The 21,626-nt window shown below is 59.9% G+C and carries 27 protein-coding genes; 8 read left to right on the top strand and 19 right to left on the bottom strand.

The genetic code is table 11. From position 1 onward, the window contains the following. Nucleotides 1–606 precede the first annotated feature (606 nt). Nucleotides 607–2,370: a methyl-accepting chemotaxis protein gene (locus B5526_RS06470; RefSeq protein WP_244562208.1), complete on the bottom strand. Its 1,764-nt coding sequence runs from the start codon at nucleotides 2,368–2,370 to the stop codon at nucleotides 607–609. A gap of 186 nt (nucleotides 2,371–2,556) precedes the next feature. Between B5526_RS06470 and B5526_RS06465 the strand changes: the two genes are divergently transcribed. From B5526_RS06465 to B5526_RS06440, 6 genes are all read left to right on the top strand, one after another. Beyond that, nucleotides 2,557–3,957, top strand: coding sequence for an ethanolamine ammonia-lyase subunit EutB (locus B5526_RS06465; RefSeq protein ID WP_079537468.1), 1,401 nt, complete (start codon nucleotides 2,557–2,559; stop codon nucleotides 3,955–3,957). 114 nt (nucleotides 3,958–4,071) lie between these two features. Then, on the top strand, nucleotides 4,072–5,661 hold the full coding sequence (locus B5526_RS06460) for a B12-binding domain-containing radical SAM protein (RefSeq protein WP_079537467.1): 1,590 nt from the start codon (nucleotides 4,072–4,074) through the stop codon (nucleotides 5,659–5,661). Between the two features lie 6 nt (nucleotides 5,662–5,667). Next, entirely contained in the window at nucleotides 5,668–6,504 is an 837-nt protein-coding gene (gene eutC / locus B5526_RS06455) for an ethanolamine ammonia-lyase subunit EutC (protein ID WP_079537466.1), read from the top strand. Between the two features lie 200 nt (nucleotides 6,505–6,704). After that, the gene (locus tag B5526_RS06450; protein WP_079537465.1) at nucleotides 6,705–9,077 is read left to right on the top strand and encodes an efflux RND transporter permease subunit; all 2,373 of its coding nucleotides are present in this window, start codon (nucleotides 6,705–6,707) and stop codon (nucleotides 9,075–9,077) included. Nucleotides 9,078–9,475: 398 nt separating this feature from the next. Continuing rightward, nucleotides 9,476–10,051, top strand: coding sequence for an HdeD family acid-resistance protein (locus B5526_RS06445; RefSeq protein WP_079537464.1), 576 nt, complete (start codon nucleotides 9,476–9,478; stop codon nucleotides 10,049–10,051). Nucleotides 10,052–10,111: 60 nt separating this feature from the next. After that, nucleotides 10,112–10,345, top strand: coding sequence for a LapA family protein (locus B5526_RS06440; RefSeq protein WP_079544737.1), 234 nt, complete (start codon nucleotides 10,112–10,114; stop codon nucleotides 10,343–10,345). A 148-nt stretch (nucleotides 10,346–10,493) separates the two neighbouring features. Here the strand turns inward: B5526_RS06440 and B5526_RS06435 are convergent, their stop codons facing one another. Then, the gene (locus tag B5526_RS06435) at nucleotides 10,494–10,994 is read right to left on the bottom strand and encodes a hypothetical protein (RefSeq protein WP_079544736.1); all 501 of its coding nucleotides are present in this window, start codon (nucleotides 10,992–10,994) and stop codon (nucleotides 10,494–10,496) included. A gap of 493 nt (nucleotides 10,995–11,487) precedes the next feature. Between B5526_RS06435 and B5526_RS06430 the strand changes: the two genes are divergently transcribed. After that, nucleotides 11,488–11,724, top strand: a complete 237-nt coding sequence (locus tag B5526_RS06430) for a hypothetical protein (RefSeq protein WP_079537463.1) — start codon at nucleotides 11,488–11,490, stop codon at nucleotides 11,722–11,724. A gap of 129 nt (nucleotides 11,725–11,853) precedes the next feature. On the opposite strand, the gene B5526_RS06425 is transcribed toward B5526_RS06430, so the two are convergent. The 16 genes from B5526_RS06425 to B5526_RS06355 form a co-directional block, all read right to left on the bottom strand. Continuing rightward, nucleotides 11,854–12,234, bottom strand: a complete 381-nt coding sequence (locus tag B5526_RS06425; RefSeq protein ID WP_172841985.1) for a GIY-YIG nuclease family protein — start codon at nucleotides 12,232–12,234, stop codon at nucleotides 11,854–11,856. After that, nucleotides 12,227–13,201, bottom strand: a complete 975-nt coding sequence (locus B5526_RS06420) for a tyrosine-type recombinase/integrase (protein ID WP_079537461.1) — start codon at nucleotides 13,199–13,201, stop codon at nucleotides 12,227–12,229. The genes B5526_RS06425 and B5526_RS06420 overlap by 8 nt, the downstream gene beginning before the upstream one ends. Before the next feature lie 339 nt (nucleotides 13,202–13,540). Continuing rightward, on the bottom strand, nucleotides 13,541–14,305 hold the full coding sequence (locus tag B5526_RS06415) for a hypothetical protein (RefSeq protein WP_079544735.1): 765 nt from the start codon (nucleotides 14,303–14,305) through the stop codon (nucleotides 13,541–13,543). After that, nucleotides 14,302–14,535, bottom strand: coding sequence for a hypothetical protein (locus B5526_RS38395; RefSeq protein ID WP_172841984.1), 234 nt, complete (start codon nucleotides 14,533–14,535; stop codon nucleotides 14,302–14,304). Before B5526_RS38395 ends, B5526_RS06415 begins: the two co-directional genes overlap by 4 nt. Next, on the bottom strand, nucleotides 14,528–14,941 hold the full coding sequence (locus B5526_RS06410; RefSeq protein ID WP_079537460.1) for a hypothetical protein: 414 nt from the start codon (nucleotides 14,939–14,941) through the stop codon (nucleotides 14,528–14,530). The genes B5526_RS38395 and B5526_RS06410 overlap by 8 nt, the downstream gene beginning before the upstream one ends. Nucleotides 14,942–15,121: 180 nt before the next feature. Continuing rightward, nucleotides 15,122–15,733 (bottom strand): hypothetical protein, encoded by a 612-nt coding sequence (locus B5526_RS06405; RefSeq protein ID WP_079537459.1) that lies wholly within the window; start codon nucleotides 15,731–15,733, stop codon nucleotides 15,122–15,124. Beyond that, nucleotides 15,733–16,218 (bottom strand): hypothetical protein, encoded by a 486-nt coding sequence (locus B5526_RS06400; RefSeq protein ID WP_154071170.1) that lies wholly within the window; start codon nucleotides 16,216–16,218, stop codon nucleotides 15,733–15,735. The genes B5526_RS06405 and B5526_RS06400 overlap by 1 nt, the downstream gene beginning before the upstream one ends. Continuing rightward, a complete protein-coding gene (locus B5526_RS38390) occupies nucleotides 16,215–16,394 on the bottom strand; it encodes a hypothetical protein (RefSeq protein ID WP_079537457.1) in 180 nt (59 codons plus the stop codon). The genes B5526_RS06400 and B5526_RS38390 overlap by 4 nt, the downstream gene beginning before the upstream one ends. Then, nucleotides 16,387–17,436 carry a hypothetical protein gene (locus tag B5526_RS38630; RefSeq protein ID WP_197688419.1) on the bottom strand — a complete coding sequence of 350 codons (1,050 nt, stop codon included), beginning with the start codon at nucleotides 17,434–17,436 and terminating at the stop codon, nucleotides 16,387–16,389. Before B5526_RS38630 ends, B5526_RS38390 begins: the two co-directional genes overlap by 8 nt. 126 nt (nucleotides 17,437–17,562) lie before the next feature. Next, nucleotides 17,563–18,057, bottom strand: coding sequence for a DUF1643 domain-containing protein (locus B5526_RS06385; protein ID WP_079537456.1), 495 nt, complete (start codon nucleotides 18,055–18,057; stop codon nucleotides 17,563–17,565). Nucleotides 18,058–18,209: 152 nt separating this feature from the next. Then, nucleotides 18,210–18,587 carry a hypothetical protein gene (locus tag B5526_RS06380; protein WP_079537455.1) on the bottom strand — a complete coding sequence of 126 codons (378 nt, stop codon included), beginning with the start codon at nucleotides 18,585–18,587 and terminating at the stop codon, nucleotides 18,210–18,212. Between the two features lie 136 nt (nucleotides 18,588–18,723). Beyond that, nucleotides 18,724–18,960, bottom strand: coding sequence for a hypothetical protein (locus B5526_RS06375; protein WP_079537454.1), 237 nt, complete (start codon nucleotides 18,958–18,960; stop codon nucleotides 18,724–18,726). After that, nucleotides 18,957–19,466 carry a hypothetical protein gene (locus B5526_RS06370; protein WP_154071169.1) on the bottom strand — a complete coding sequence of 170 codons (510 nt, stop codon included), beginning with the start codon at nucleotides 19,464–19,466 and terminating at the stop codon, nucleotides 18,957–18,959. The genes B5526_RS06375 and B5526_RS06370 overlap by 4 nt, the downstream gene beginning before the upstream one ends. Continuing rightward, nucleotides 19,466–19,732 (bottom strand): hypothetical protein, encoded by a 267-nt coding sequence (locus B5526_RS06365; protein ID WP_079537452.1) that lies wholly within the window; start codon nucleotides 19,730–19,732, stop codon nucleotides 19,466–19,468. The genes B5526_RS06370 and B5526_RS06365 overlap by 1 nt, the downstream gene beginning before the upstream one ends. Beyond that, nucleotides 19,732–20,004, bottom strand: coding sequence for a hypothetical protein (locus B5526_RS06360; RefSeq protein ID WP_079537451.1), 273 nt, complete (start codon nucleotides 20,002–20,004; stop codon nucleotides 19,732–19,734). Before B5526_RS06360 ends, B5526_RS06365 begins: the two co-directional genes overlap by 1 nt. 169 nt (nucleotides 20,005–20,173) lie before the next feature. Further along, nucleotides 20,174–21,019, bottom strand: coding sequence for a S24 family peptidase (locus tag B5526_RS06355; protein WP_172841983.1), 846 nt, complete (start codon nucleotides 21,017–21,019; stop codon nucleotides 20,174–20,176). On the opposite strand from B5526_RS06355, the gene B5526_RS37440 reads away from it, so the two are divergent. Beyond that, nucleotides 21,000–21,248 (top strand): hypothetical protein, encoded by a 249-nt coding sequence (locus B5526_RS37440; protein ID WP_154071168.1) that lies wholly within the window; start codon nucleotides 21,000–21,002, stop codon nucleotides 21,246–21,248. The two genes, B5526_RS06355 and B5526_RS37440, sit on opposite strands and share 20 nt — an antisense overlap. On the opposite strand, the gene B5526_RS06345 is transcribed toward B5526_RS37440, so the two are convergent. Further along, a complete protein-coding gene (locus B5526_RS06345) occupies nucleotides 21,242–21,478 on the bottom strand; it encodes a hypothetical protein (protein WP_154071167.1) in 237 nt (78 codons plus the stop codon). The genes B5526_RS37440 and B5526_RS06345 overlap by 7 nt on opposite strands. Nucleotides 21,479–21,626 lie beyond the last annotated feature (148 nt).

Raw genomic sequence — 21,626 nt, 5'->3', positions numbered from 1 at the left:
AAGGCCCGCGATCGGCGGCGGCCGCCAAAAAAGCCGCCCGGAGGCGGCTCTTGATGTCCAAACCGGATGGTCGTGGATCAGGCGGCCATCAAACCTCCGCCCGTCGCTTCGCGTTTATCGGCAGGGACGACACCAGCAACGTCCGCCGCCGCAGGTCCACACAAAGCCCGGAGGACAATGCGGTCCAAAACTTTGACAGGCGGCTCTTTCAACCGGCGAGAAGTTTTGCGCGGCTGCCTTGGGAATCGCGTTAACTGTGGCTGTTACGGCATCGGGCGGCATCCCCTTGCTTGCTCCAGACTCCAAAGCTGGATTGCTTCCGCCTTCGCTCTTCGAGCTACGGCGGACAAGTCGCGGCGCCTGTCCTCGGGCGGCGCTTCGCGCCGACCCGTTGGCTCGCAATGATGGTTAGAATCCGTGGTCGTCATCACCCGCCACCGGGTCGGCGCAACGCGCCGCCCGATGACAGGCTCCGGCGGGTGATCCAGTATTCCAGAGACGTCAGCGATCGAATCGAAAAGCCGCGGCGTACTGGATACCCCGCTTTCGCGGGGTATGACGACCGATGGTGCGGGAGCGAGGTGCCCCCATATCACCGGGACAAACTCACCCGGCAACCGCCGTCTGCCTTGCACCACCGTGCTCAAGCGGGTCGGCGCGAAGATTGTGGAAGAATTTGTCGACCTCGCGCGACAGCGTTTCCGCGGTCGAGGTCAGATCGCCGGAGGTCGACAGCACGGATGCCGCGGACTTGTTGGTCTCGCCGATGGCATCCGAGAGCGAGGTGATGTTGGCCACCAACGTCTCGTTGCCCTGGGCTGCGGATTGCGCGTTCGCCGAGATCTCGCGGGTCGCCAGATCCTGTTGCTCGACGGCGCTGGCGATGTTGGAGGTGACCTCGTTGATGTCGCGCACGGCATGACCGATCTCGCGAACCGCATCGACCGCGTTGCGCGTAGACACCTGGATCAGGCTGACGTTCTGGCCGATTTCGGAGGTCGCCTTCGCGGTTTGCTCCGCCAGCGCCTTGACCTCGTGAGCAACCACCGCAAAGCCGCGGCCGGCCTCGCCGGCGCGGGCGGCTTCGATGGTCGCGTTGAGCGCCAGGAGATTGGTCTGCTCGGCGATGGTCTGGATCAGATTGAGCACGCCGTCGATGCGCTGGGTCGCGGCCGCCAGGCTTTCGATTTCGGCGATCGATTTTTCGGTGCGAAGGCCCGCCTGCTCGACGACATCAGCGGACTGGCGGACCTGACGGCCGATTTCCTCGACGGATGCCGATAGTTCTTCGGCCGCACCGGCGACCGCGAACACGTTGCTGGAGGCCTGCTCGGTCGCGCCGGTCGCGGCAACCGCGCGGCCGTTGGCGTCTGACGCCACCTTGGTGATCGACTGCGCGGTGTCGCGCATCGCCGATGCGTTATCGGTGACCGCGCGCAGCACGTTTCCAATCGCACTGCGGAATTCTTCCACCGAGGTCTCGATATGCCGGGCGCGTTGGTCGCGCGACTTGGATTCTTCCAGCACCTGCGAATTGAGATTGCGATTGCGCTCCATCGCCTCCTGGAAAATCCGGATCGCCCGCGCCAGCGCGCCGATCTCGTCAGTGCGGTTGATATGGGGCACCTCGACATTCTCCGCGCCCTCGGCGACGTGCTTGATGGTCGTGGTGATGAGCGAAAGCGGCCGCGCCACCGAGCGGGAAATGATCAGCACGCCGATGATGACCACGAGCAGCGCCAGGGCGCCGAGACAGGTCAGGACAAACGACATATTGCGGTTGGCTGCGGTCTGCTGGACGATCTGCCGGGAGCGCTCGTCATAGACCCTGGAGAGCGCCTCAAGATCCCTGTTCAGCGCCGAACGCACGGCGCGATTGGCATCGTTGTCGCCAAACTCGCGGCCGGCGGCGGGACTGATTTCGACGGCGCGGCGGACCAGTTCCTTGCGGAAGTCGACGAACTGCAGGATGCGCTGCTTGAAGGTCGAAAACTGCTCGGCATCGTCGGCGCGGATGATGGATTCCCAATCCTTGACCACGGCGAGGATCTGGTCGTTGAACTTGAGCAGGCCTTCGCCGAACTTCTTCACGGCGGCGGCGTCCGTCGACATGTAGACGCCACGCGATTCCATCACCACCGCATAGACCAGCGAATTGACGCGCTCGACATTGAGCGCGGCGCGGCTCGCGGTTTCGATGGCTTCGGTGAGCTCGGCGTTGCGGCGGGAATTATAGTCGGACAGAGCGGTGATCGCCGCGGTCAGAGCTGCGAACAGCGCGAACACCGCGTACAGTTTGCCGGCGAGCGAAAGCCGCGACATCATACCGTTGGGGGATGCGGGATTATCAGACTTCGTTGCTTCAGCCATCTCGGCCTCTCCTCCGAGGCCGTTCGTCACCATCGGCCGCCCAAAAAGCATGCGAAATCCGGGTGCATAAATTATAAACCTTTGACTTAAACTGGAGCATTTCTTGAAAATTGTATAATTGTACCAGTGAAAACGGGCAAACCTTTACAAGTCGTTGCTATCAAGCGCTGATGGCCCGGAGCCGAGATGGTCTATCGCCACACGATCGATGCCACGTCCTACGTCTTCGAAAGCCTGCGCGATCTTCTGGCCAAGGCCACGCCGCCGCGTTCCGGCGACCGCCTGGCTGGCGTCGCGGCCGACAGCGCGGAAGAGATGATCGCGGCGCGGATTGCGCTGTCGGATGTGCCCTTGAAGCAATTCCTGCGCGAAGCCGTCATTCCCTATGAAGACGATGAGGTCACAAGGCTGATCATCGACAGCCACGACGCGTCCGCTTTTGGCGCCGTGTCGTCGCTGACCGTCGGCGCGTTCCGCGATTGGCTGCTGTCGGATGCAGCGACCCCTGAGGCGCTGCAAAAATTGTCGCACGCGGTTACACCGGAAATGGCCGCGGCGGTGTCAAAACTGATGCGCAATCAGGACCTCATCCTGGTGGCGAAGAAATGCCAGGTGACGACGGCGTTTCGCAACACCATCGGCCTGCGCGGGCGGATGAGCGTGCGGCTGCAGCCCAACCATCCCTTCGACGATCTGAAGGGCATCACGGCCTCGATCCTCGACGGCCTGCTGCTCGGATCCGGCGACGCCTGTATCGGCATCAATCCGGCCAGCGACGATCCGCAAATCATCGGCGGGCTGCTGCGGCACCTCGACGACATCATCACGCGATTGCAGATTCCGACCCAGGCCTGCGTGCTCACCCATGTGACGACGACATTGGGATTGATCGATCAGGGCTTCCCGGTCGATCTGGTGTTTCAGTCGGTCGCGGGCACGCAAGCCGCCAACCGGAGTTTTGGCGTCGATCTGGCGCTTCTCAAACAAGCCCATCAGGCGGGATTGTCGCTGCGGCGCGGGACTGTCGGCAGCAATGTGATGTATTTCGAGACCGGGCAGGGCTCGGCGCTGTCGGCCGGCGCCCATCACGGCGTCGACCAGCAGACCTGCGAAGCGCGCGCCTACGCGGTGGCGCGTGCGTTCGATCCGCTGTTGGTCAACAGCGTGGTCGGCTTCATCGGCCCGGAATATCTGTTCGACGGCAAGGAGATCATCCGCGCTGGCCTCGAGGATCATTTCTGCGGCAAACTGCTCGGCCTGCCGCTCGGGGTCGACGTCTGCTACACCAACCATGCCGAGGCCGACCAGGACGACATGGACAATCTGTTGACGCTATTGGCGGCCGCCGGCGTGACCTTCATCATGGGGGTGCCCGGCGCCGACGACGTCATGCTCAACTACCAGTCCACCTCATTCCACGACGCGCTTTATATTCGCGACCTGTTCGGCCTGAGGCGGGCGCCGGAGTTCGACGATTGGCTGTTTCGCGTGGGGCTTGCCGATGCCGGCTTCCGCCTTGCCGGAAACACGGGTCTGCTGCCCGATTTTGCAATGCGGTTGATCGCGGAAAGCGCCTCTCAAACATGAACCCAAGCACAAGATAGGCCGTCTCAAGGTAAAACCGCTGCCACAATGTTGAGGAATTTGTAGCCGAGCTTTCAAGCACGTGCTTAAATAATGGGATCGCATAGAGGAAGGGCGATGAGAGCTGAGGGCATTGAAACGGTACGGCGCATCCTGTGCGTCTTTCCGCGCTATACGTCTTCTTTCGGCACGTTCGAGTATTCCTATCCTTTGACCGACGGCGTGCAGGCCTTCATGCCGCCGCAGGGTTTGCTGCTGATCGCGGCCTATCTGCCCGACAACTGGCCGGTCCGTTTCGTCGATGAAAACATCCGCCCGGCCACCAGAGAGGATTTCGAATGGGCGGAGGCGGTCTTCGTCAGCGGCATGCACATCCAGCGCCAGCAGATGAACGATATTTGCCGCCGGGCACATGCGTTCGAGCTTGCGGTTGCGATCGGCGGACCGTCGGTCTCAGCCTGCCCGGACTACTATCCCTCGTTCGACTATCTCCATGTCGGCGAACTCGGCGACGCCACCGACGACCTGATTGCACGCCTGGCGCGCGATCCGTCCCGCCCCGACCGGCAGATCGTGCTGAAGACCAAAGACCGCCTCGACATGACCCGCTTTCCGATCCCGGCCTATGAGCTCGCCGAGGTCAAACGCTATTTTCTCGGCAGCATCCAGTATTCGAGCGGCTGTCCCTATCAGTGCGAGTTTTGCGATATCCCCGGCCTTTACGGCCGCAATCCGCGCCTCAAGACGCCGCAGCAGATCATCGCCGAACTCGACAAATTGCTCGAATGCGGGGTGATGGGCTCGGTCTATTTCGTCGACGATAATTTTATCGGCAACCGCAAGGCGGCGGTCGACCTGCTGCCGCACCTGATCGAGTGGCAGAAAAAAACCGGCTATGTGATGCGGCTCGCCTGCGAGGCGACGCTCAATATCGCCAAGCGGCCGGAGATCCTCGAGAAGATGCGCGAGGCGTTTTTCGTCACGATCTTCTGCGGCATCGAAACCCCCGATCCCGATGCGCTGAAGGCAATGCACAAGGACCACAACATGATGGTCCCGATCCTGGAAGGCGTGCATACCATCAACTCTTACGGGATGGAGGTCGTCTCCGGCATCATCATGGGGCTCGACACCGACAAGCCGGAGACCGGCGACGCCTTGCTCGCCTTCGTCGAGGAGTCGCGGATTCCGCTTCTGACCATCAATCTGCTGCAGGCGCTGCCGAAGACGCCGTTGTGGGATCGCCTCGAGCGCGAGAACCGGCTGATCCACGACGACGAGACCCGCGATTCGAATGTCGATTTCCTGATGCCCTATGACCAGGTCGTCAGTTCCTGGCGCAAATGCATGGAAATCGCCTACCAGCCGGCACGGCTTTACGCGCGTTACCAGCATCAGTGCGATTACACCTACGCCAACCGGCTGAAGGTGCCGGTCAGCGCGGCGCAGAAGAGCTGGTCCAATATCAAGCGCGGATTGATCATGCTCTCGAAGATTTTCTGGAAGGTCGGTGTGCTCGGCGACTACCGGAAGGTGTTTTGGCGGTTTGCCTTGCCGCGGCTGCGGAAAGGCGACATCGAGGGCCTGATTTCCTCGGCGCTGATCGCCCATCATTTGATCATGTTCGCGCGCGCGGCGTCCGTTGGCCAGCAGAACGCGTCGAACTACTCGCTCCGGCTGCGCGAGGCGTCGGTCCCTGCCGAGTAGCGCGACATGAAAACGCCAGCGCCGCCGTCCCGTTCGATGAGGGATCTGGGCGCGTTCACGCCGGCGCGCGTTGGCCTTGGGCGGGCCGGCGCCAGCATGCCGACCAAGGCGTTGCTCGACTTTACCCTCGACCATGCCCGCGCCCGCGACGCCGTGCATGCCGCCTTCGATGCATCGGCTGTGGTCGCAGGCCTTGGCGATCTCGGTCTTGAGGCATTCGCTGTCCGCAGCCGTGCGCGCGACCGGGCGGAATATCTCAGGCGTCCCGATCTCGGCCGGACCCTCGATCAGGCCTCGCAGCTTTTGCTTGAGAGCCATGGCGGCACGCCCTGCCGGCTTGCGATCGTGGTCGGCGATGGCCTGTCGCCGACGGCGGTCGATACGCACGCGATTCAACTTCTCCGCAGGCTCATTCCCCAGCTTGCCGTCGACGGCATCGAGATCGGTCGCGCCGTGGTGGCGTCGGGCGCGCGGGTCGCGTTGGGTGATGAGATCGGCGCGATGTTGGGCGCGCGCATGATGGTCATGCTGATCGGCGAGCGGCCGGGCCTGTCGGCCTCCGACAGTCTTGGGGCATATCTGACCTTCGCGCCGCGGCCGGGATTGACCGACGCCGAGCGCAATTGCGTGTCCAACATCCACGGCGCTGGGCTTGGCTATGACGAAGCCGCTTTCCGTATAGCCTGGCTGGTCCGCGAGGGCCTCGCCCGGGAAGTCACCGGGGTCGCATTAAAGGACGAAAGCGGCGTTAGTACGCCCGCCGTTTCACGACAAATTCAAAAGGTAAATGACAAATTCAAGAACAACCCTAAGAACAAATCCAACAGCAATTCCAAGACTTGAGGCCCATTATCGCGAGCCCACGCCTCGATTTGCGTCAGAGGCGCGCTTGCGAGACGCGGTCAAGACCTGCTAAACCTCCGGCCGCAAATTTACCACATGTTTTCAAGGGCTAGCGCCAATCATCCATGGCCGAGTTCGGTCTCATTCGCGCCCCGGAACTTTAGCGATACAAATTGACCGATGTGAGAACTGGACAAAGCATGCTCGAAAAGAACAGCGACAGTGAGGTCCATGTCGAGAAGGAAGAGCAGCGCCCGGGCGCCAGCATCGCCTTCGGGCTGGAGCGGCTCGGGCTGATTGCAGTCCAGAAGCCGGTCCTGTCCTGCATCATTCTGGTCGGGCTTATCATCGGCGCGCTGTTCGGCATCGACCGCATCAAGATCGATGATTCGCTGAGCCAGCTGTTCCGCTCCAATTCCAAGGATTACAAGCAGTACGAGGCGGAGACCAAGCGCTTCCCGGCGGTCGAATTCGACGTGCTGGTGGTGGTCGAGGGCAAAACGCTGCTCAAGCGCGAAAACCTCGAAAAGATGCGCGATCTCGTCACCGATATCCAGCTGATCGAGGGCACGCGCGGGATCATCTCGCTGTTCTCGGCGCGCCAGGCGCCGGCGCCGGGCAAGCTGCCGGCGGCGCTGTTCCCCTCGGAACTGCCGCAAGGCGCCGACTACGACAAATTCATCGAGACCGTCAAAACCAACGAGATCATCCGCGGCAAGCTGTTGTCCGAAGACGGCACGCTGGCGCTGATCGTGCTGTCGCTCGAGCCCGAGGTCGTCGCCAGCAACAAGCTCGGCAAAGTGGTCGGCGAGATTCGCAAGGCGATGGCGGAGGATCTCAAGGGCAGCGGTTTGAATGCGGAATTATCCGGCGTTCCCGTCATGCAGCTCGAAATCCGCAATGCGGTCAAGCGCGACGGGCTGACCTATAACATCCTCGGCATTCTGGCCGGCTGCATCATCGCGATCATCTTCTTCCGCAAGATATCGTTCATGGTGGTCGCCGCGTTCCCGCCGATCATCGCGATCATACTCGCGCTTGGTGGTCTCGGCTGGGCCAATTTCAATCTCAACATGTTCTTAAACGTGATGACGCCGCTGATCATGGTGATCAGCTTCTCCGACTCGATGCAGCTGACATTCGCGGCGCGCGATCGCCTGATCGCTGGGCAGGATAAATACACCGCGTTCAAGAACGCCGTGATGGTGGTCGGGCCGGCCTGCGTGCTGACCCATGGCACCGCGGGCATATCGTTCATTGCGCTGCAGTTCTCGAATTCCGACCTGATCCGCAAATTCGGCGAGGCAGGCCTTGCCGCCACCATCATCGCGCTGATCGCGGTGCTGTCGCTGGTCCCGGTGTTCGGGGTGCTGTTTGTCCGCAACGAAAAAGTCTTCGCCGTGAAATTCCAGAGCGCCGACGCCGGCGTTCAGATGCTGCGCAATTTTTGCTACTGGATCGCGGTGCGCATGGTGAGCCGGCCCGGCCTGTTCAGCCTGATCGCGGTGATCTTTGTCGGCGGTCTGGCGGTGATCTACGCCAATCTGGAGCCGCGCTACCGGCTCGCCGATCAGGTGCCGGACAAGCAGCAGGCGGTCGCGGCATCGGGCCGTCTCGACGCCAAGCTGACCGGCGCCAATGCAATCGACGTGCTGATCGAATTCCCCAAGGGCGCCTCGCTGTATGATCCCCAGACGCTGCAGACCATTGCCGACGTTCACGCAACGGTGGAGAAGCAGGCGGGTGTCGGCAATGTCTGGTCATTGGAGACGCTGCGGCGCTGGCTTGCGGAGAAGGCCGGAAGCTCCGACGTCGCGACGTTGAAGGAATACGTCAACCTGATCCCCGAATATCTGGTGCGGCGTTTCATTTCCGCCAATCAGGATGCGGTGGTGGTGTCGGGGCGGGTGCCCGACCTCGATTCAAGTCAAATTCTTCCCGTCGTCGAAAATCTCGATCAGACGCTGGACACGGTGCGCAAGGCGCATCCCGGTTACGAGATCGCCGTCACCGGACTTTCGGCGATCGCCGCGCGCAACAGCTCCAACATGATCGAAAAGCTCAATCGCGGATTGACGATCGAGTTCGCGCTGGTCGCGATCTTCATCGGGCTCGCCTTCCGCTCGGTGGTCGTGATGTTCTCCTGCATCCTGCCGGGCATTTTCCCGGTGGTGTTGTCGGGCACGGTGCTGTGGCTGCTCGGGGAGGGATTGCAGTTCGCAAGCGTCGTCGCGCTCACCGTGTCGTTCGGCCTCGGGCTCAGCGCGACGATCCACTTCCTCAACAGGCTCAGGCTCGAATCCAGGCCCGGCGTCAGTCCGGAACTGGCGGTCGAGCGCGCGACCGTGCTGGTCGGCCCCGCGCTGATCCTGACCACGGTGGTGCTGGCTTGCGGCCTGGTGGTGACGGTGTTTTCCGACCTGCCGTCGCTGCGGCTGTTCGGCTGGCTCTCGGCCTTCTCGATGGTGGCGGCGCTGATCGCCGATCTCTTCATCCTGCGGCCGACGGCGATGTTCCTGATCAATTTGTCAGAGCGGCTTCGCGGCAAAGCGCACGCGAAGCCGGCGGAGTAGGCGGGGCCAGCAGATGTGAGCGGCTGGTGGCGCGTCAACAGCCAGCGCAAAACATCCGAGCTTGCCTTCTAACCCGACTGCTGCGGACGCGGTTGCCTCGCTACCGCGACGCCTCCTTCACGCAAAAAACTAAGGCTGCGAGTCTTCCCGAATGAATCGCCGGGCGTCTAGCCGGTGCGCGTGTCGTGAACGGCCGGTGTGCCAATTGCAACGCATGATCCGGGGAGACCGGTCATTCATTAAAATTGTCAGCAATGGAACCCATATCGGAACCAGAAAAGCCGAAACGGCAAGAAATAGTGATTGTGGCTGGTGTGACTTGTTCGATATCCTGATCTCTCTCATCTTGCGTCTCTTGCAGACGAGCGTCGGATAGGTTTTCGCATCGGAGGACCGTCATGACCAATGCTTCAGATACCCTGACAAATCATCAAGCCGGTTCTGATATGGCGCCGCTACGCGCCAAGTGGGGCTGGATCGTCGCACTCGGCGTCGTCTATCTGCTCGCCGGGTTTATCGCGCTTGGCAGCGTTGTGATGGCCACCGTCGCGAGCGTCCTCGTCGTCGGCGTGATGATGATCATCGCCGGCGTCGCCGAGGTATTTAGCGCCTTCCAAATCAAGAGCTGGGGCAAATTCCTGCTCTGGGTCCTGCTCGGCGCGCTCTACATCATCGCCGGCTTCGTCACGTTCGAGAATCCGCTGCTCGCCGCCGCGCTGCTCACCCTCATTCTCGGCGCATCGCTGGTAGCCTCGGGCATCATGCGCATCATGCTGGCCTTCAGCATGAAACGGGAAACGCCCTGGATCTGGGTGCTGCTGTCCGGTGCGATCACGCTGCTGCTCGGCCTGCTGATTTTGGCGCACTGGCCGGTCTCGAGCCTCTATATCCTCGGCCTGTTCCTCGGCATCGATCTCATCATGGCCGGCGCAGCCTGGATCGGCCTCGGCTTCGGCCTGCGCCGCGCTCATTGAGAGGTGTAGTTGGCGGAATGCGCGCCACGCGGTCTCTTGATCGACGATAAGGAGGCACCCATGCGCTGGATCTACCTCGCCGTCATCATTCTGTTCGCCGCCGTGACGATTATCTTCGCGCTGCAGAACTTCGAGATAGTGACCATCTCTTTCCTGGGCTCCAATGCGGGCGTACCGCTCGCGCTGCTGGTCGCTGTCGCCTACCTGCTGGGCGCCGCGACGGGCGGCAGCCTGTTTGCGCTGCTGCGTCGATCGTACGAAGGGTCGAGACGAAGCATCATGGGCTCGTCCTGAATCGAGCGTTGCCGGCCCCCGATTCGCTCTCATGGCACTTTTCGGACCTCGCGCAATGTGCGACTTGAGTCCGTAGTGCGCACCAAAGCAGACGTCCGGCGACGCCTGCGGGTTTATGAGTTCACGCCCCCCTGGAAGCTTGCGGGCGCTAGCTCTTCACCATCGTGATGCTGACGCCCCTGATCTCGCCCTTGGAGCTGATCTGCACGGTCTGCTTGTTGCCGTTGGTCCGCAAGGTCAGGTTGGCGGCAAAGCCGGAAGCTTCGACGAACACGTCGATCTGGCCGCCACCCGCGGTGCCCTGCAAATTGCCGAAAATATTGCGGCTGGCTTCGCTCCAGTTGCCGGAAATGCGGTCGCCCTGGCTCGTGACATCGCTGCTCAGGTCGAACTTGTAGCTGTCGCTGGCGCAATGCAGGCTTTGTTTCAGACCAAGGCCAGTGCCGTTAACCTTGTAGTCCGCCTTGCATCGAATCCGCTCGGTCGTTCCGTCGGAAAGCGAAACGGTTCCGTTGCCGGACCATGATCCGTCAAAACCGACAAACGGGCCGGACTGGGCATGGCCCGCCGATACCGACAACATAAGTGCGGCGCCTACGCCTGCTACCTTGATCGCCTGTCCAAACAAGCGGGAACCAAACAATTTCATATCGGATTTTCCCATTCAAATGACGTTCTAATGCTAGATACGTCTCGCCGCATCGAAAGTTTAGTGTCGTGGCAGAGTGTTAGGTTCAAATGACAATCCGGCCCCGGCCCCCCGCGTTGCGCCCGCAGATCGGCACCGCCGGACCGGCGCGAGGCTAAAATACACAAACCGCGCCGCGCAGGCGAACGGCATTTTTCGCCCAGCGAAATGCCGGATATCCCCTCGGGCTCCGCGCCAGCTTGGAAAGCTGGGGCATAGCTGCAACAGTCAAGCGCGAAAATCTAAATCTAGAAAATAATGTTGTAATATCAGATGGTTATTTGCATCAATAAATTGTCCTTAGGAAGCCCGCGCCGCAAATTTGGCCGCATTTACCAGCGTTTCTGACTGGCTCCCTGCTGCGGTCCGCGGCATTTGCAATCTGCCTAGACTGTCCCGGTGATGCCATGTGCTTTTCGGGTTGGAATTCTAAGCCGTCAGAAGAAGGAACACGATGTCCAAATTTTTCCTGGCACTCACCTTGTTGTCGCTATCGCTTTCTTCCGCCGCCGTCGCCGATCAGCCACGCAGCGGCACGCCGGAGGAACAGGCCGCCTGTTCGCGTGACGTTCAGCGCTACTGCCGTCCGGTGATCGATCAGGGCGACTTCACCGTTCTGGCCTGCCTGCAGCAGAATCGTCCCAAGATATCCAAGGCCTGCGATCAGGTGTTGAAGAACCACGGGCAATAGAACGCTCAACGCGTCCGGTAATCGGCTGTTATCGGCCTATTTCGGACGCGGCGGCCGCGGCGAGCGATCGCAGATAGCATTGGTTTTGGCGTCGTATTCCCCTATATGGGTTGCGCTTTTCAGCGCAAGCTATTGATTTTGCTCAACGTCATAGGTCGGGTGTGTCTCTAGCGTGCCAATTTCTATCGGGGTTCGCTTCCATCGCTCCAATGCCCTATGGGCCTTCATGGAGGCGCCCTTTGCTTTGTTCGCGGCTTGACGGAGATCGGCCAGCGACACCCGAAACCATTCGCGACCGACTGCCTTGTCGGCTAGGAGTTCGTGCATCCTCTTTTCAAAGACAAAGGGGGCGAACGTTCTTCGGTAAAATACCAACTCGCACCCATGAGGGTTTTCGAGCCGCATTTTTTCCATTCGTTTTTCGATATTCATCGCAACGCCAACCTTGATAAGGTCCAAGGATTTGATGCCGTAGACGAAGCGGATTTCATGATGCAGGGTATCAATCATTCGACACCTTCTTAGAAAGATCAGGGGGCGCGTCAAAAAGCCCATCGGTGATCTTTGGGTTATCTTTGGCGTGGCCGTAGGTCTTGAGCACTTGCTGCGCCGATGCCCAGCCGCCGAGTTTCGCGACCGTCACCACGTCGATGCCGTCATGCAGGAGCTTGGTAGCGAAGCCGTGGCGGCTGCAATGGAAGGTCAGGCGCTTGAGTTTGGCCGCGACCCTGACGCGTTCCCAGCGGTCGCGCAGCGTCGTGTAGGCATCCCCGAACGGCTTGCAATTGCGGTCCATGTTGGCGAGCGCCAGCAGGAGGCGCGGCGGCATGTTCGGCAAGCGCTGGCGCCTGATCTTGGTCTTGCGGATCAGGATGGTGCGCGCCTGAAAATCGATATCATCCCACTCGATGCGCCGGGCCTCGGCGATACGGCATCCGGTCGCGAACATGAACAGCGCTAGCGCAGCCAATTGTTTGTCGGCATGGGCGCAGAAGGCATCGAGCCATTCGAGCGTGACGGGCTGCTTGATCTTTTCATCGAACGGGAACCTCTTGACGCGGATGCGCGGGCACAATTCCAACTCAGCGCAATGATTGATGATCGCCTGCGTCGGCACGATGACGCAGCGATTCCACGTCGCTCCGCTGACCTTGGGATAAAGATCGATCGCGCTCTGTCTGATCGCGCCCGATGTCATGTCCTTGACCTTGGCATTCTTCCAATAATCTTCGATCTTCCACACAAACCGTTCGGACTTGCCGGCCTTGAGATACAGGGCAACTGCTTTCGGAAATGTCAGAGTGTCTTCTGGCCCATCGAGATGACGTTTCCAGTGGCGGTTTTCGATCTCGGACGCAACTCGCGCCGCGATTTCGCGGTTCGCTGTGCCAGTCGATCCTCGTAATCGATTTCCGGTAACCGTGCCCCGGTACTGCCAGACGTTACTTCCTTTACGCCGATAGATTTTGATGGGCATGGCTTCGTCGCCTCCATAATGGTCGTCACGTCCTCGGGCAGCAACACCATACGATTGCCCAAAACCCGGCAGGCTCCAAGCCTTTTAGCGAGACTTCGCACACGTCTTTCCGACCAGCCGAGATGCTGGGCGACCTGATCGGGGCGGTAAACGGCTGGCAGCGTCATGGGGTCTTGCTCTGTGCCTGAGACACCGGGGATAGGGTCGTTGTTTCCTCTGTCGCGGTGATCTCTGCGCGCTTCCGTCCAAGGCTATCACCGAACATGCGCCGAGAGCCGCATCCTACATCCGGGTCATAGGTGCAAATCTCGCGGTTGCAGCAGCATTTAGGATCGTTTTTCACTCTGCGGCCTCTGCGATTTCGACCTCAGCGATATGGCACATGATCGAGCATTCGATGCTCGGTTCGTTGTGTTGTTCACCCCGGTCAGGTTCAAGTCTGTCTAGGGTTAGCTTGGTGCCATCTTCCTCAACCCAAAATGCCGACCCCTCGCCAAGCTTCCTCTGTAGCGCAGCCATGCGCTCGAACTGATCGGGGAAATGCTTGCGGATCATGTTCCAATAGCCGCGCCCGCCCTTGGGGCATCCGATGCAGTTATTGTTCTGGAATCCGAGGAGATACATTGCGGGCAATTCGATGCCGGCGCGCTCTAGCAAGCCTAAGCAGTCTGCCTTGGTCAGCCCGGCTTCAATGAGAGGGGTTTCGATGACTCGCTCAAAGTTCTGCTCACGCAATCGTTTTGCCCGATCTTCTTCCTCAGCGGTGTAGCCGAGCACTTGAATATCGGTCGGCCGCTCGAAGAGATAGACCGGCTCGCGTTTCAGCGCTGCCGTGCAAGGCGCGCCTTGCCGGGACATAATGAACCGCTCTTTTTCCCACACGGCCCAGGTGTCGGCGTACTTCTCCGACTTGATGACAGTCACGGATTTCCCAAACCAGCGCTCACAATCCGCGAGAAACCGCTTGTTGTCGGGGTGCTCAGAGCCAGTGTCGGAATAAGTGATCTCGACGCGCTCATGTCCGTATTTTGCCAGTGCAAGTTTTGTGGCAACTGCCGAGGCTGCACCACATGAGAACCGGCAGACAATTCGGGGGAGGCTCACCGCGACCCTCCCTGATTTGCCGGAGACTGCGTGCGGAGGGCGAACGTCGGGCATGCGCTGGTAACATTGGCGCGCACCTGTTCTCTATCGCTGTAGCAGTCCGACCAGACCCAGAATGGCGCGTGTTCGAACTTGCGTGCAGGATCGCGCCCCTCTGCTGTTTGCAAAAAGACGCACTTGCCGTTCCGAATGAAATACTTGCAGTCGCCGCACTTCACGGTCTCAGCCATTGCGCGCTCCTCCCACAGGACCGCGGATAGCCGTCGCCACAGAGACTGCAGCGGAAAATTCCTTACTCCCTACGCCGACCAAATATTTCGCGGTATCGTCTGCAATCTTCGCGCACCGCTCGCGCTCCTCTGCCACTGCCTCTGTAATCCGAGCTTCGGCTGCGTTTCGAGAAGCCTTCAATCGCTCAATCTGTTCAAGCCGTTGAAGCATGTCTCGGTCATGCTGCGCATGGAGGTCGAACACGCCGTGTTTTTGGTCGTCAGATCGACGATTGAGGGCAACGGCGCCCCAAGATAGGCCGCCGCGCCGAATATAAACGCAGGTGTCCCCAAACTGATCCATGGTCGATTGCAGGCGAGAAATCAGGGCGCTGATTTTCACCATGTGATCTTCGCCGTCAGTCATGGCTGGTCTCCTGGGGGCACCCGCGCGAGGGCATCGATCGTTCGGCGCTAAGCGTGGCCCTACGCTCTCTGATCCGCGCTTGTTCGGCAGGATCGTCGGGCCGATAGCTGCAATCGCCGGGGACACAGCCCCTCTCTCGGCTCTCAGCAAGCGGCCAATTGCAAATTATGCAGCGTAGCGTCATGGGGTGTTTCCCTGTTGCGAAGGAATCAGTGATGCCCGAAGCGACTTCACCCATTCGGTTCGGGTGCGCGCTCGCTCAACCTCTTTGGCTATTTCCTTCTGGCTGTAGACGATGGAATCAGCGAGCCGGTCGATCTCCTGCTGGCGCCATGCAGCACCGTCCAGAAGCGCCGGGATGGCTGGCGCATAATCTCCGGGCAGGGACATGACGAGCTGGTCGATCATAAACTTCTTCATCTCGGCATGGTCCGGCGTCGGCGGATTCCAAGCTCGGACGTGCGCCAGCATCGCATTCAGGCGTCCGGCCTCGATCTCCTTGTCGGCCAGATACTTCGAGCGCGAAGCCAGGGCCTCTCGGTGGACCTCCAAAGCCGCCGTGTTGGCGTCGGCCATGGTCATTGCCTGAACCCCGCCAAGCCGCTTCATATCCGCAGCGAGGCGATCATCGTAATATTTGGTTTCTGGCTCGAATTCATCGGGGATCGACGCGTCCATCGGATCGTCGCGCATCATGATCAACGCGCCGAATGCACGGGCACACAACAGGGCGAAATCGGGAAACTCGGTGATCTTCCCGTCAACAACGGGATAGGTGTATCCGGTGGGCATTATTTTTCTCCTGGGGTACGGGGATGTGGGCGCGTCACCGCGTATAGCGATTGCACAACTTTAACCGCCTGTTGGATGCCGCTATATGTGAGGCCGTCCTGCTGCATGGCGGTCGCGATTGCGTCGTGCAGTTCTCTATTGGTCGGAGCCACGGTGGTGTTATCGAAACAGCCTTGTGCGGATGCTCGCTGATCCGGGAGGGCGGCGAGACGGTCGAACAAAATTTTCTTGGTATCGGTATACGAAGGACCGTTCTCGCTTGGATGCCATGACATCGCGGAGGTAATGATCTTCTCCAGCGCCTCCCGCAATCCACCGGCCCCGGAAGCGTTAGCGGAAACGTTGCAGAGCGCTGCTGCGGCTTCTTCAGCGAGGCTGCCGTTCGTGAAATTATTATACACGCCGGTCTTGGTCATGTTGTCGCGTTGCCAGCGAGCCATTGTGGTCAGCCGATCAATCAGCGCAGCCTGTTCGGATGGAGTCATTTGCCACCTTGGTGTTGTAGAGACACGGGGCTGTCGAGCTTCTTCTGATCTTCATCAAGTGCCAGATCAAAGCACTTGGGGCAGACGTTATCGCGCTCCATGCTGTTGAGCCGACCGCACGCCGAACAGCGCCACTTGGTTCGCGTAAATGCGAAATCGTCCTCTTGCTCACGCATCGGAGTCACCTTGGTGGTTAGAGGAAACCACCGCATCGGCCGGCGTATTGCTGGGGTGGTTTGGATCGCTGCTACCAAGCGGCACTACGTTTGGCACAGGGCCAAAGGCTGGATCGCCGGCATGTTGTGGCAATCGCTCAAACGGAAGGTTGACTGGTGCCTCATGTGTCGATGGCACCGGGGATACCTTCGCGCGCAAGGCCGCGACCGCCGCTCGCGCGTATTCGATCAGGTCTCCCTGGTCTACGTCGTAGGCATTGGTCGGCAGAAAATCGTCCCACTGACGCCCAATGCCGTGCTCGGCGATAGCATGGGCGGCGAGGATTACGTCGGGATCATCTTCTGCGACATCTTCCCACGGCAATCCCATCGCCTTGAGCGGGTCCGGCGCAGATGCTTGGGCACCCCCAAAAAAGCGAATAGCCGCTTCAGCAGCGCGTCGCGATTGATCTGGAGAGAGGTAGAGGTCATCAGCGGAATAAATAGCGCTCGCCAGCGTATCGCAGTCCAATGGTGCTTGGGCAACACCAGCAGCCTGCGCCTTCTCGATGATATCCAGCACCTTCGCGACGGTATCAACAATGCCCTGGTCATAGCAATTGTCCTGATCGGGTCTGCCGCCCAGCGCGTTGATTGCATCGTAAATACCTTGCAGCGGCGGTTGGGCAGGACCGTTGATAGCCATGCATAGGGCAGCATGCACTTCCGCCAAGTCTTTATGGGCCCGCCCTCGTTCGTAAGGCGGCTCACTGATTTCCTTCCACGTCGCAGCCCGGACATACCCTTCACCCCGTTCTAAGGCGCGCTTGATAGCGGCGGCAAGAGTGCTGGGGATGGGCAACCCTTCGATCATATAGCGCACCATCGCGTCTGCTTGGGTGGCATCGAAAAGATTGGTCCCGCTCGGCGTTGCATCTACGGACGGCGCATAATTGGGCCGCGTATAGCTAATTCCAGCGTCGGGATTGAAATTCTTCGGCAGCCGCCAACCCAAGAAACGGTTCACCATGTGTTTGATCTGATCTTCGGTGAAGTGGCTCATTTCATTCTCCTGCGATACTTCCCTCGGATCGGCTTACGGTGGCGATGCCAAGCCGAGCATGGCCACCAAATTCCTCGGATTCTGATCATGGGGCGTCCACGGTGCCAGGAGAACAGCGGGGCGGGGTCATCGGAATGCCTCCAGCGGAGTGCCGCTCTTGATGTAAAGAGGATGCTTCGGAGCGCCGGCCTTCGTCTTGCCGAGGCAGTACGCGGTCGGTCGATATAGGCCCACCATATCGAGGACAGCGCCCTTGAACCGCGCGGCGTAGGGATGGGCGCCCCAGGCGCAGATCACGACATCGCAGCGCGCTATTGCCGCTTCAATTATCCTCGGATTGTCCGATCCCATGGCCTCGGACGGCTTTGCTGGCAAGTCTTTCGGATCGGTTGCGCGCCACGCCATCAGATTGACTACTTCGAAGCTGCCGTAGCCGTAGGTTTTGGCAAGACGAATGCAGGATCGGATTGTGGCGTCATCGATCTCCGCATCCGCCGTTGACGGATTGAGCATGACGTATAGGCAGCGCGGCTTGCCGTGATCCCATGTCCGGCGCAGCAAATAGCGATACTTGCCGCAGTCCGAAATCACTGCATCGCGCTCAAGGAATAGGTCAGTCATTCTGTCCCCCGATGTGCAGACGGCATCCGTTCACCCTCCAAACGACGCTGGCGCATTCGGCATCGTGAGTATGATCCAAAGCAGATATGCGGAGATCAGGCCGGCGGCGAAAAAGCAGGCCCAGAACGCGGCTCGCAGGGCTAATCTGAAATTCATGATCTGCGCTCGATAGGACGAGATGCGGTTCGTTGTGGTGGGGCTTTGCGAAATCCGGCAGATTGAATTTTGTGACGTGACGGCGTTAGCCCGAAATTCTTTTTGAGAACGCGGTCGGCCTTCTGCATCCGCGGATTATCTTCGGTGAAGGTCTTCTTCTTTGAACAAGACGACCGGCACCACACGCCGCAGTTTTCAAGCGTCGGTTCGCCCGAAAGCCCATCCGCCAAAAGATGTTCGTATTCGATATTGCCGGCCTTCAATTCAATGCCGCAATTTTCGCAATGCGGCACGCCATCGCGGCAACAACGTTTAAACGCCAGCTTACGCACCGACAGAGGAAATTCGCGCCGTTCGAAACCGCGGAGATTCAAAGGGGATTGCTCCCGCTTTCGGTCGGATCCGGAAACGCGGCGAGGCTCTTGCCTTCGGCTCTGCCAACGATGTAGCCGACAACGGCGCAAACGAAGCCGAAAACCGCAATGCAGGCGATAAATGGCTGAAGGTCCATTATCCGGCCCTCCGCATCTCGGCGTCGATGTAAAGCTGACCCGCGGCATAAATTGCGCCGTCCAGGTTCGCCATCACTTCGCGCCAGCGATCGCCGAATTGACAATAGAGAAAGTTGAAACACGCTTCTGGATCGGACGGGTCCAGGCGCGCGCCATAAATCTCGCGGCCGAATTCTTCGGCGATGGCGTCCGATGCGGCGAATGGACGGCGCTCAATGTATGCAATCTTGCTCATGCGGTGTTTACCCTCGAAATAGCGTGAGTTGTCAGGCGCGGCGGAGATTGGATCTTGCGATTGATCGAGAAGCGCGCGTCTTTCAGTCGATTCCACGTCTCGCGCTGCTCCTCGCTCCAATCGCCAGCGAGATCGGGCGTAACGCCCATCAATTCAGCTTTTTGCGCCAGCCATTTCGGGATGACGCAGAGCAGGAAATCGGCGCTCGACTCCGGTTGCGCGATCATTTTTGAATTCGGCAGGTAGATGCGCGCCACGGTCCCGTCGCGCGAGCATTCGATCGACGCCGGCTTGTCGTGATGCCTAACCAGCAACACGCAAACCATCCGCATTGTCTGATATCCGCGATAGTCGAGAACGGAGCGGGGATCGACCTTGCGGGCATTGTGCGCCGCCGATGCCTCGCTTGCGGCATCCAGGGCGCGTGCCGCTGCGGCGTCATAGGCCACGCGACGATCATCAGGGGCGAGCGCAAAGACGTGGGGGAGGGTTGTGGTGCTGGGCATCACGCGGCCACCTTGGCTTTGTGCTCCATAACCTTGAACACTCGGGTCTCTGGAACATCCTCCATCTCCCGCACTCGGGATTTGGCTTCATATTTTGAATTGAATTTCGTCGCGGCGTTCGGATCGCCGATCCAAGTGATGATGGTCAAACCCTTGTCGTCGGTGCCGAACAAGGCGAATTCGTTCGCAAGGGCCGCGCGCTGCACGACGACTTGCGGTTGCGCAGGAAGTTTAGCCTTACGAGGCTTGCCGCCAATTGCGATCATCACGCGGCCTCCGCGCGAAGCCGCGAGACGTCAAGCGCGCAAATTGGATTGCATTCATTGAGATCGAACAGCGGGCGCCCAGTGAGACCGTCGAAAGCGACGGGCGCAACCAGCGTGTATTGCGTGAACTCGCACCACATCGGCTTGCCGCTGAGATAAGTTCGCGTTTTCGAATACGACCCGATCGAAAGCGTTACGACGGTGCCTTCAGCCCAATCAAAGCAATAGGTGAGCCATCGACCGGTCGGTTCGTGGAAAAGTGTTGCTGCCATCTGCTTCCCCCCTGACCGCAATAAGCGGCTGATTTCGAAACGATACGCCGTGTATCGAACCTTAGTCAATACGGGGTGTATCAATTATTTTCGGAGGGGTGGGGCGCCGCGGGAAGGGGCGGTTATTGGGGCGTAGAGGCCGGGCTTGGGCGGCGATGGGGCGCCCGGTTCATTTATGCGCGCCCTTGGCGGCGCTAGGGCGTTTCGCGACCGGTTTACGCGCGCGGTCCCGTTTGGTGAGCCGGTGGACCTGGCCAGCCCGAATCGTTGAGTAAATTTCGCCGATCCATTCGATCCGGACGCCCTCGATCAGCTTGGCGTTGAAGCTTTGCAAATTCACGGTTTGGCGGGTTTTTCCGTATAAAATCGTCTTGATATAGCGCCGCCCGTCGTGCGTCCGGACCGCGGCTTCCTCGCCGTAGAAGCTCTCAAGTGATCGTTTTTGGTCTTTCCAGACGAGAATAACGTCGCCATCGTCATAGCGCGGCATCATCGAATCACCCTCTACCTGGAACGCGATCAGATCCTCCGGGACGGCGTAGGGCAGCTCGACCTCATAAATGCCGCCTTCGGGCACTTGTTCGAACTCGGGCTCGACCACGGCGCCTGCGCCGATCATGCCAACGACCGGAACGCGCAAAATGCCGCTCTCTGACGGGTCGGCCGGGGTTTCCGCCGGTCCATACATGATATCCTTGCCCGTTATTTTGCGGCCGGGGCGGCTAAATCCTATGGCGTAGCGGTCGGCGTCATCATCGCCGATCGGGCGCGTCCCGTTTTCATGAGACCGATATGTCGGCTCGACCCATCGGTAACGCCGCGCCGCCTCCGCCGCGAAACGAAATCCGGCCGCCTCGCGATAGGCCTTAAGCCTTTGCGCGCGCGCCTGAATTACCTCGTCTCGATCATCACCCGCCATGCCGATACGGACTGTACCGATATTTTTGATACGTGCCGTATTGACTAAGCGCGATACTCCGTGTATCGAATCCGGAATGCAGTCGTTCTCAGACATCATCGCGGCCTTCGGTGGCGTAGTTCCCTTCAGGGACGCCCTTGGGCTTCCCGATGTGAACGCGCGCCAGATGAAACAGCGCGACTCTATCCCGGCCGGATACTGGCCGCGGACCGTCGAAGCCGCTCTTGAACGCGGGATTAAGGGCGTGACGCTTGAAGCGCTGGCGGACCTCGCTGCGGCTAAACTCGATGAGACTAACCGCGCGAAGCTCGAGGCCGCTCAATGAGCGAGCATTATCGCCTCCCCCTCCATTTTGAAAGTCTCGATTGCGGCAGACGTGATGATGCGGGACGCGACCAGCAACTCGACAGCCGGAATAATGATTTCGCAAACCGGAACGAGCACTCCATGCCTGCGGACGCAATTCCAGACGCGGACATTCCCGCCCCCGGCGGGCTCCGCAACCGGCACATTCATATAAAAAGTCGGCACTCCATAGGCTTCGAAGTCCTGCATGGCACGCTCCCCAGCGGAAATAAGGCGAGGGAACATCAGAACACCGTCGTTCATCTTTCGATATTAAATTCCAATTCCGCTTTTGCAATTCGCTCGATAGTTGCATCGCTGCCACATCCCTGTACCGCAATGAAACAGGCGGAGCGCG

Origin of the sequence: Bradyrhizobium lablabi (assembly GCF_900141755.1) — a bacterium.
GTDB lineage: Bacteria > Pseudomonadota > Alphaproteobacteria > Rhizobiales > Xanthobacteraceae > Bradyrhizobium > Bradyrhizobium lablabi_A.
This window is presented reverse-complemented; position numbering and strand designations above follow the sequence as displayed.

Coding starts and splice junctions, on each gene's coding strand:
- B5526_RS06470 (WP_244562208.1), bottom strand. CDS start 2,370: ATGGCTGAAGCAACGAAGTCTGATAATCCCGCATCCCCCAACGGTATG.
- B5526_RS06465 (WP_079537468.1), top strand. CDS start 2,557: ATGGTCTATCGCCACACGATCGATGCCACGTCCTACGTCTTCGAAAGC.
- B5526_RS06460 (WP_079537467.1), top strand. CDS start 4,072: ATGAGAGCTGAGGGCATTGAAACGGTACGGCGCATCCTGTGCGTCTTT.
- eutC (WP_079537466.1), top strand. CDS start 5,668: ATGAAAACGCCAGCGCCGCCGTCCCGTTCGATGAGGGATCTGGGCGCG.
- B5526_RS06450 (WP_079537465.1), top strand. CDS start 6,705: ATGCTCGAAAAGAACAGCGACAGTGAGGTCCATGTCGAGAAGGAAGAG.
- B5526_RS06445 (WP_079537464.1), top strand. CDS start 9,476: ATGACCAATGCTTCAGATACCCTGACAAATCATCAAGCCGGTTCTGAT.
- B5526_RS06440 (WP_079544737.1), top strand. CDS start 10,112: ATGCGCTGGATCTACCTCGCCGTCATCATTCTGTTCGCCGCCGTGACG.
- B5526_RS06435 (WP_079544736.1), bottom strand. CDS start 10,994: ATGAAATTGTTTGGTTCCCGCTTGTTTGGACAGGCGATCAAGGTAGCA.
- B5526_RS06430 (WP_079537463.1), top strand. CDS start 11,488: ATGTCCAAATTTTTCCTGGCACTCACCTTGTTGTCGCTATCGCTTTCT.
- B5526_RS06425 (WP_172841985.1), bottom strand. CDS start 12,234: ATGATTGATACCCTGCATCATGAAATCCGCTTCGTCTACGGCATCAAA.
- B5526_RS06420 (WP_079537461.1), bottom strand. CDS start 13,201: ATGCCCATCAAAATCTATCGGCGTAAAGGAAGTAACGTCTGGCAGTAC.
- B5526_RS38395 (WP_172841984.1), bottom strand. CDS start 14,535: ATGGCTGAGACCGTGAAGTGCGGCGACTGCAAGTATTTCATTCGGAAC.
- B5526_RS06410 (WP_079537460.1), bottom strand. CDS start 14,941: ATGACTGACGGCGAAGATCACATGGTGAAAATCAGCGCCCTGATTTCT.
- B5526_RS06405 (WP_079537459.1), bottom strand. CDS start 15,733: ATGCCCACCGGATACACCTATCCCGTTGTTGACGGGAAGATCACCGAG.
- B5526_RS06400 (WP_154071170.1), bottom strand. CDS start 16,218: ATGACTCCATCCGAACAGGCTGCGCTGATTGATCGGCTGACCACAATG.
- B5526_RS38390 (WP_079537457.1), bottom strand. CDS start 16,394: ATGCGTGAGCAAGAGGACGATTTCGCATTTACGCGAACCAAGTGGCGC.
- B5526_RS38630 (WP_197688419.1), bottom strand. CDS start 17,436: ATGAGCCACTTCACCGAAGATCAGATCAAACACATGGTGAACCGTTTC.
- B5526_RS06385 (WP_079537456.1), bottom strand. CDS start 18,057: ATGACTGACCTATTCCTTGAGCGCGATGCAGTGATTTCGGACTGCGGC.
- B5526_RS06375 (WP_079537454.1), bottom strand. CDS start 18,960: ATGAGCAAGATTGCATACATTGAGCGCCGTCCATTCGCCGCATCGGAC.
- B5526_RS06370 (WP_154071169.1), bottom strand. CDS start 19,466: ATGCCCAGCACCACAACCCTCCCCCACGTCTTTGCGCTCGCCCCTGAT.
- B5526_RS06365 (WP_079537452.1), bottom strand. CDS start 19,732: ATGATCGCAATTGGCGGCAAGCCTCGTAAGGCTAAACTTCCTGCGCAA.
- B5526_RS06360 (WP_079537451.1), bottom strand. CDS start 20,004: ATGGCAGCAACACTTTTCCACGAACCGACCGGTCGATGGCTCACCTAT.
- B5526_RS37440 (WP_154071168.1), top strand. CDS start 21,000: ATGCAGTCGTTCTCAGACATCATCGCGGCCTTCGGTGGCGTAGTTCCC.
- B5526_RS06355 (WP_172841983.1), bottom strand. CDS start 21,019: ATGTCTGAGAACGACTGCATTCCGGATTCGATACACGGAGTATCGCGC.
- B5526_RS06345 (WP_154071167.1), bottom strand. CDS start 21,478: ATGCAGGACTTCGAAGCCTATGGAGTGCCGACTTTTTATATGAATGTG.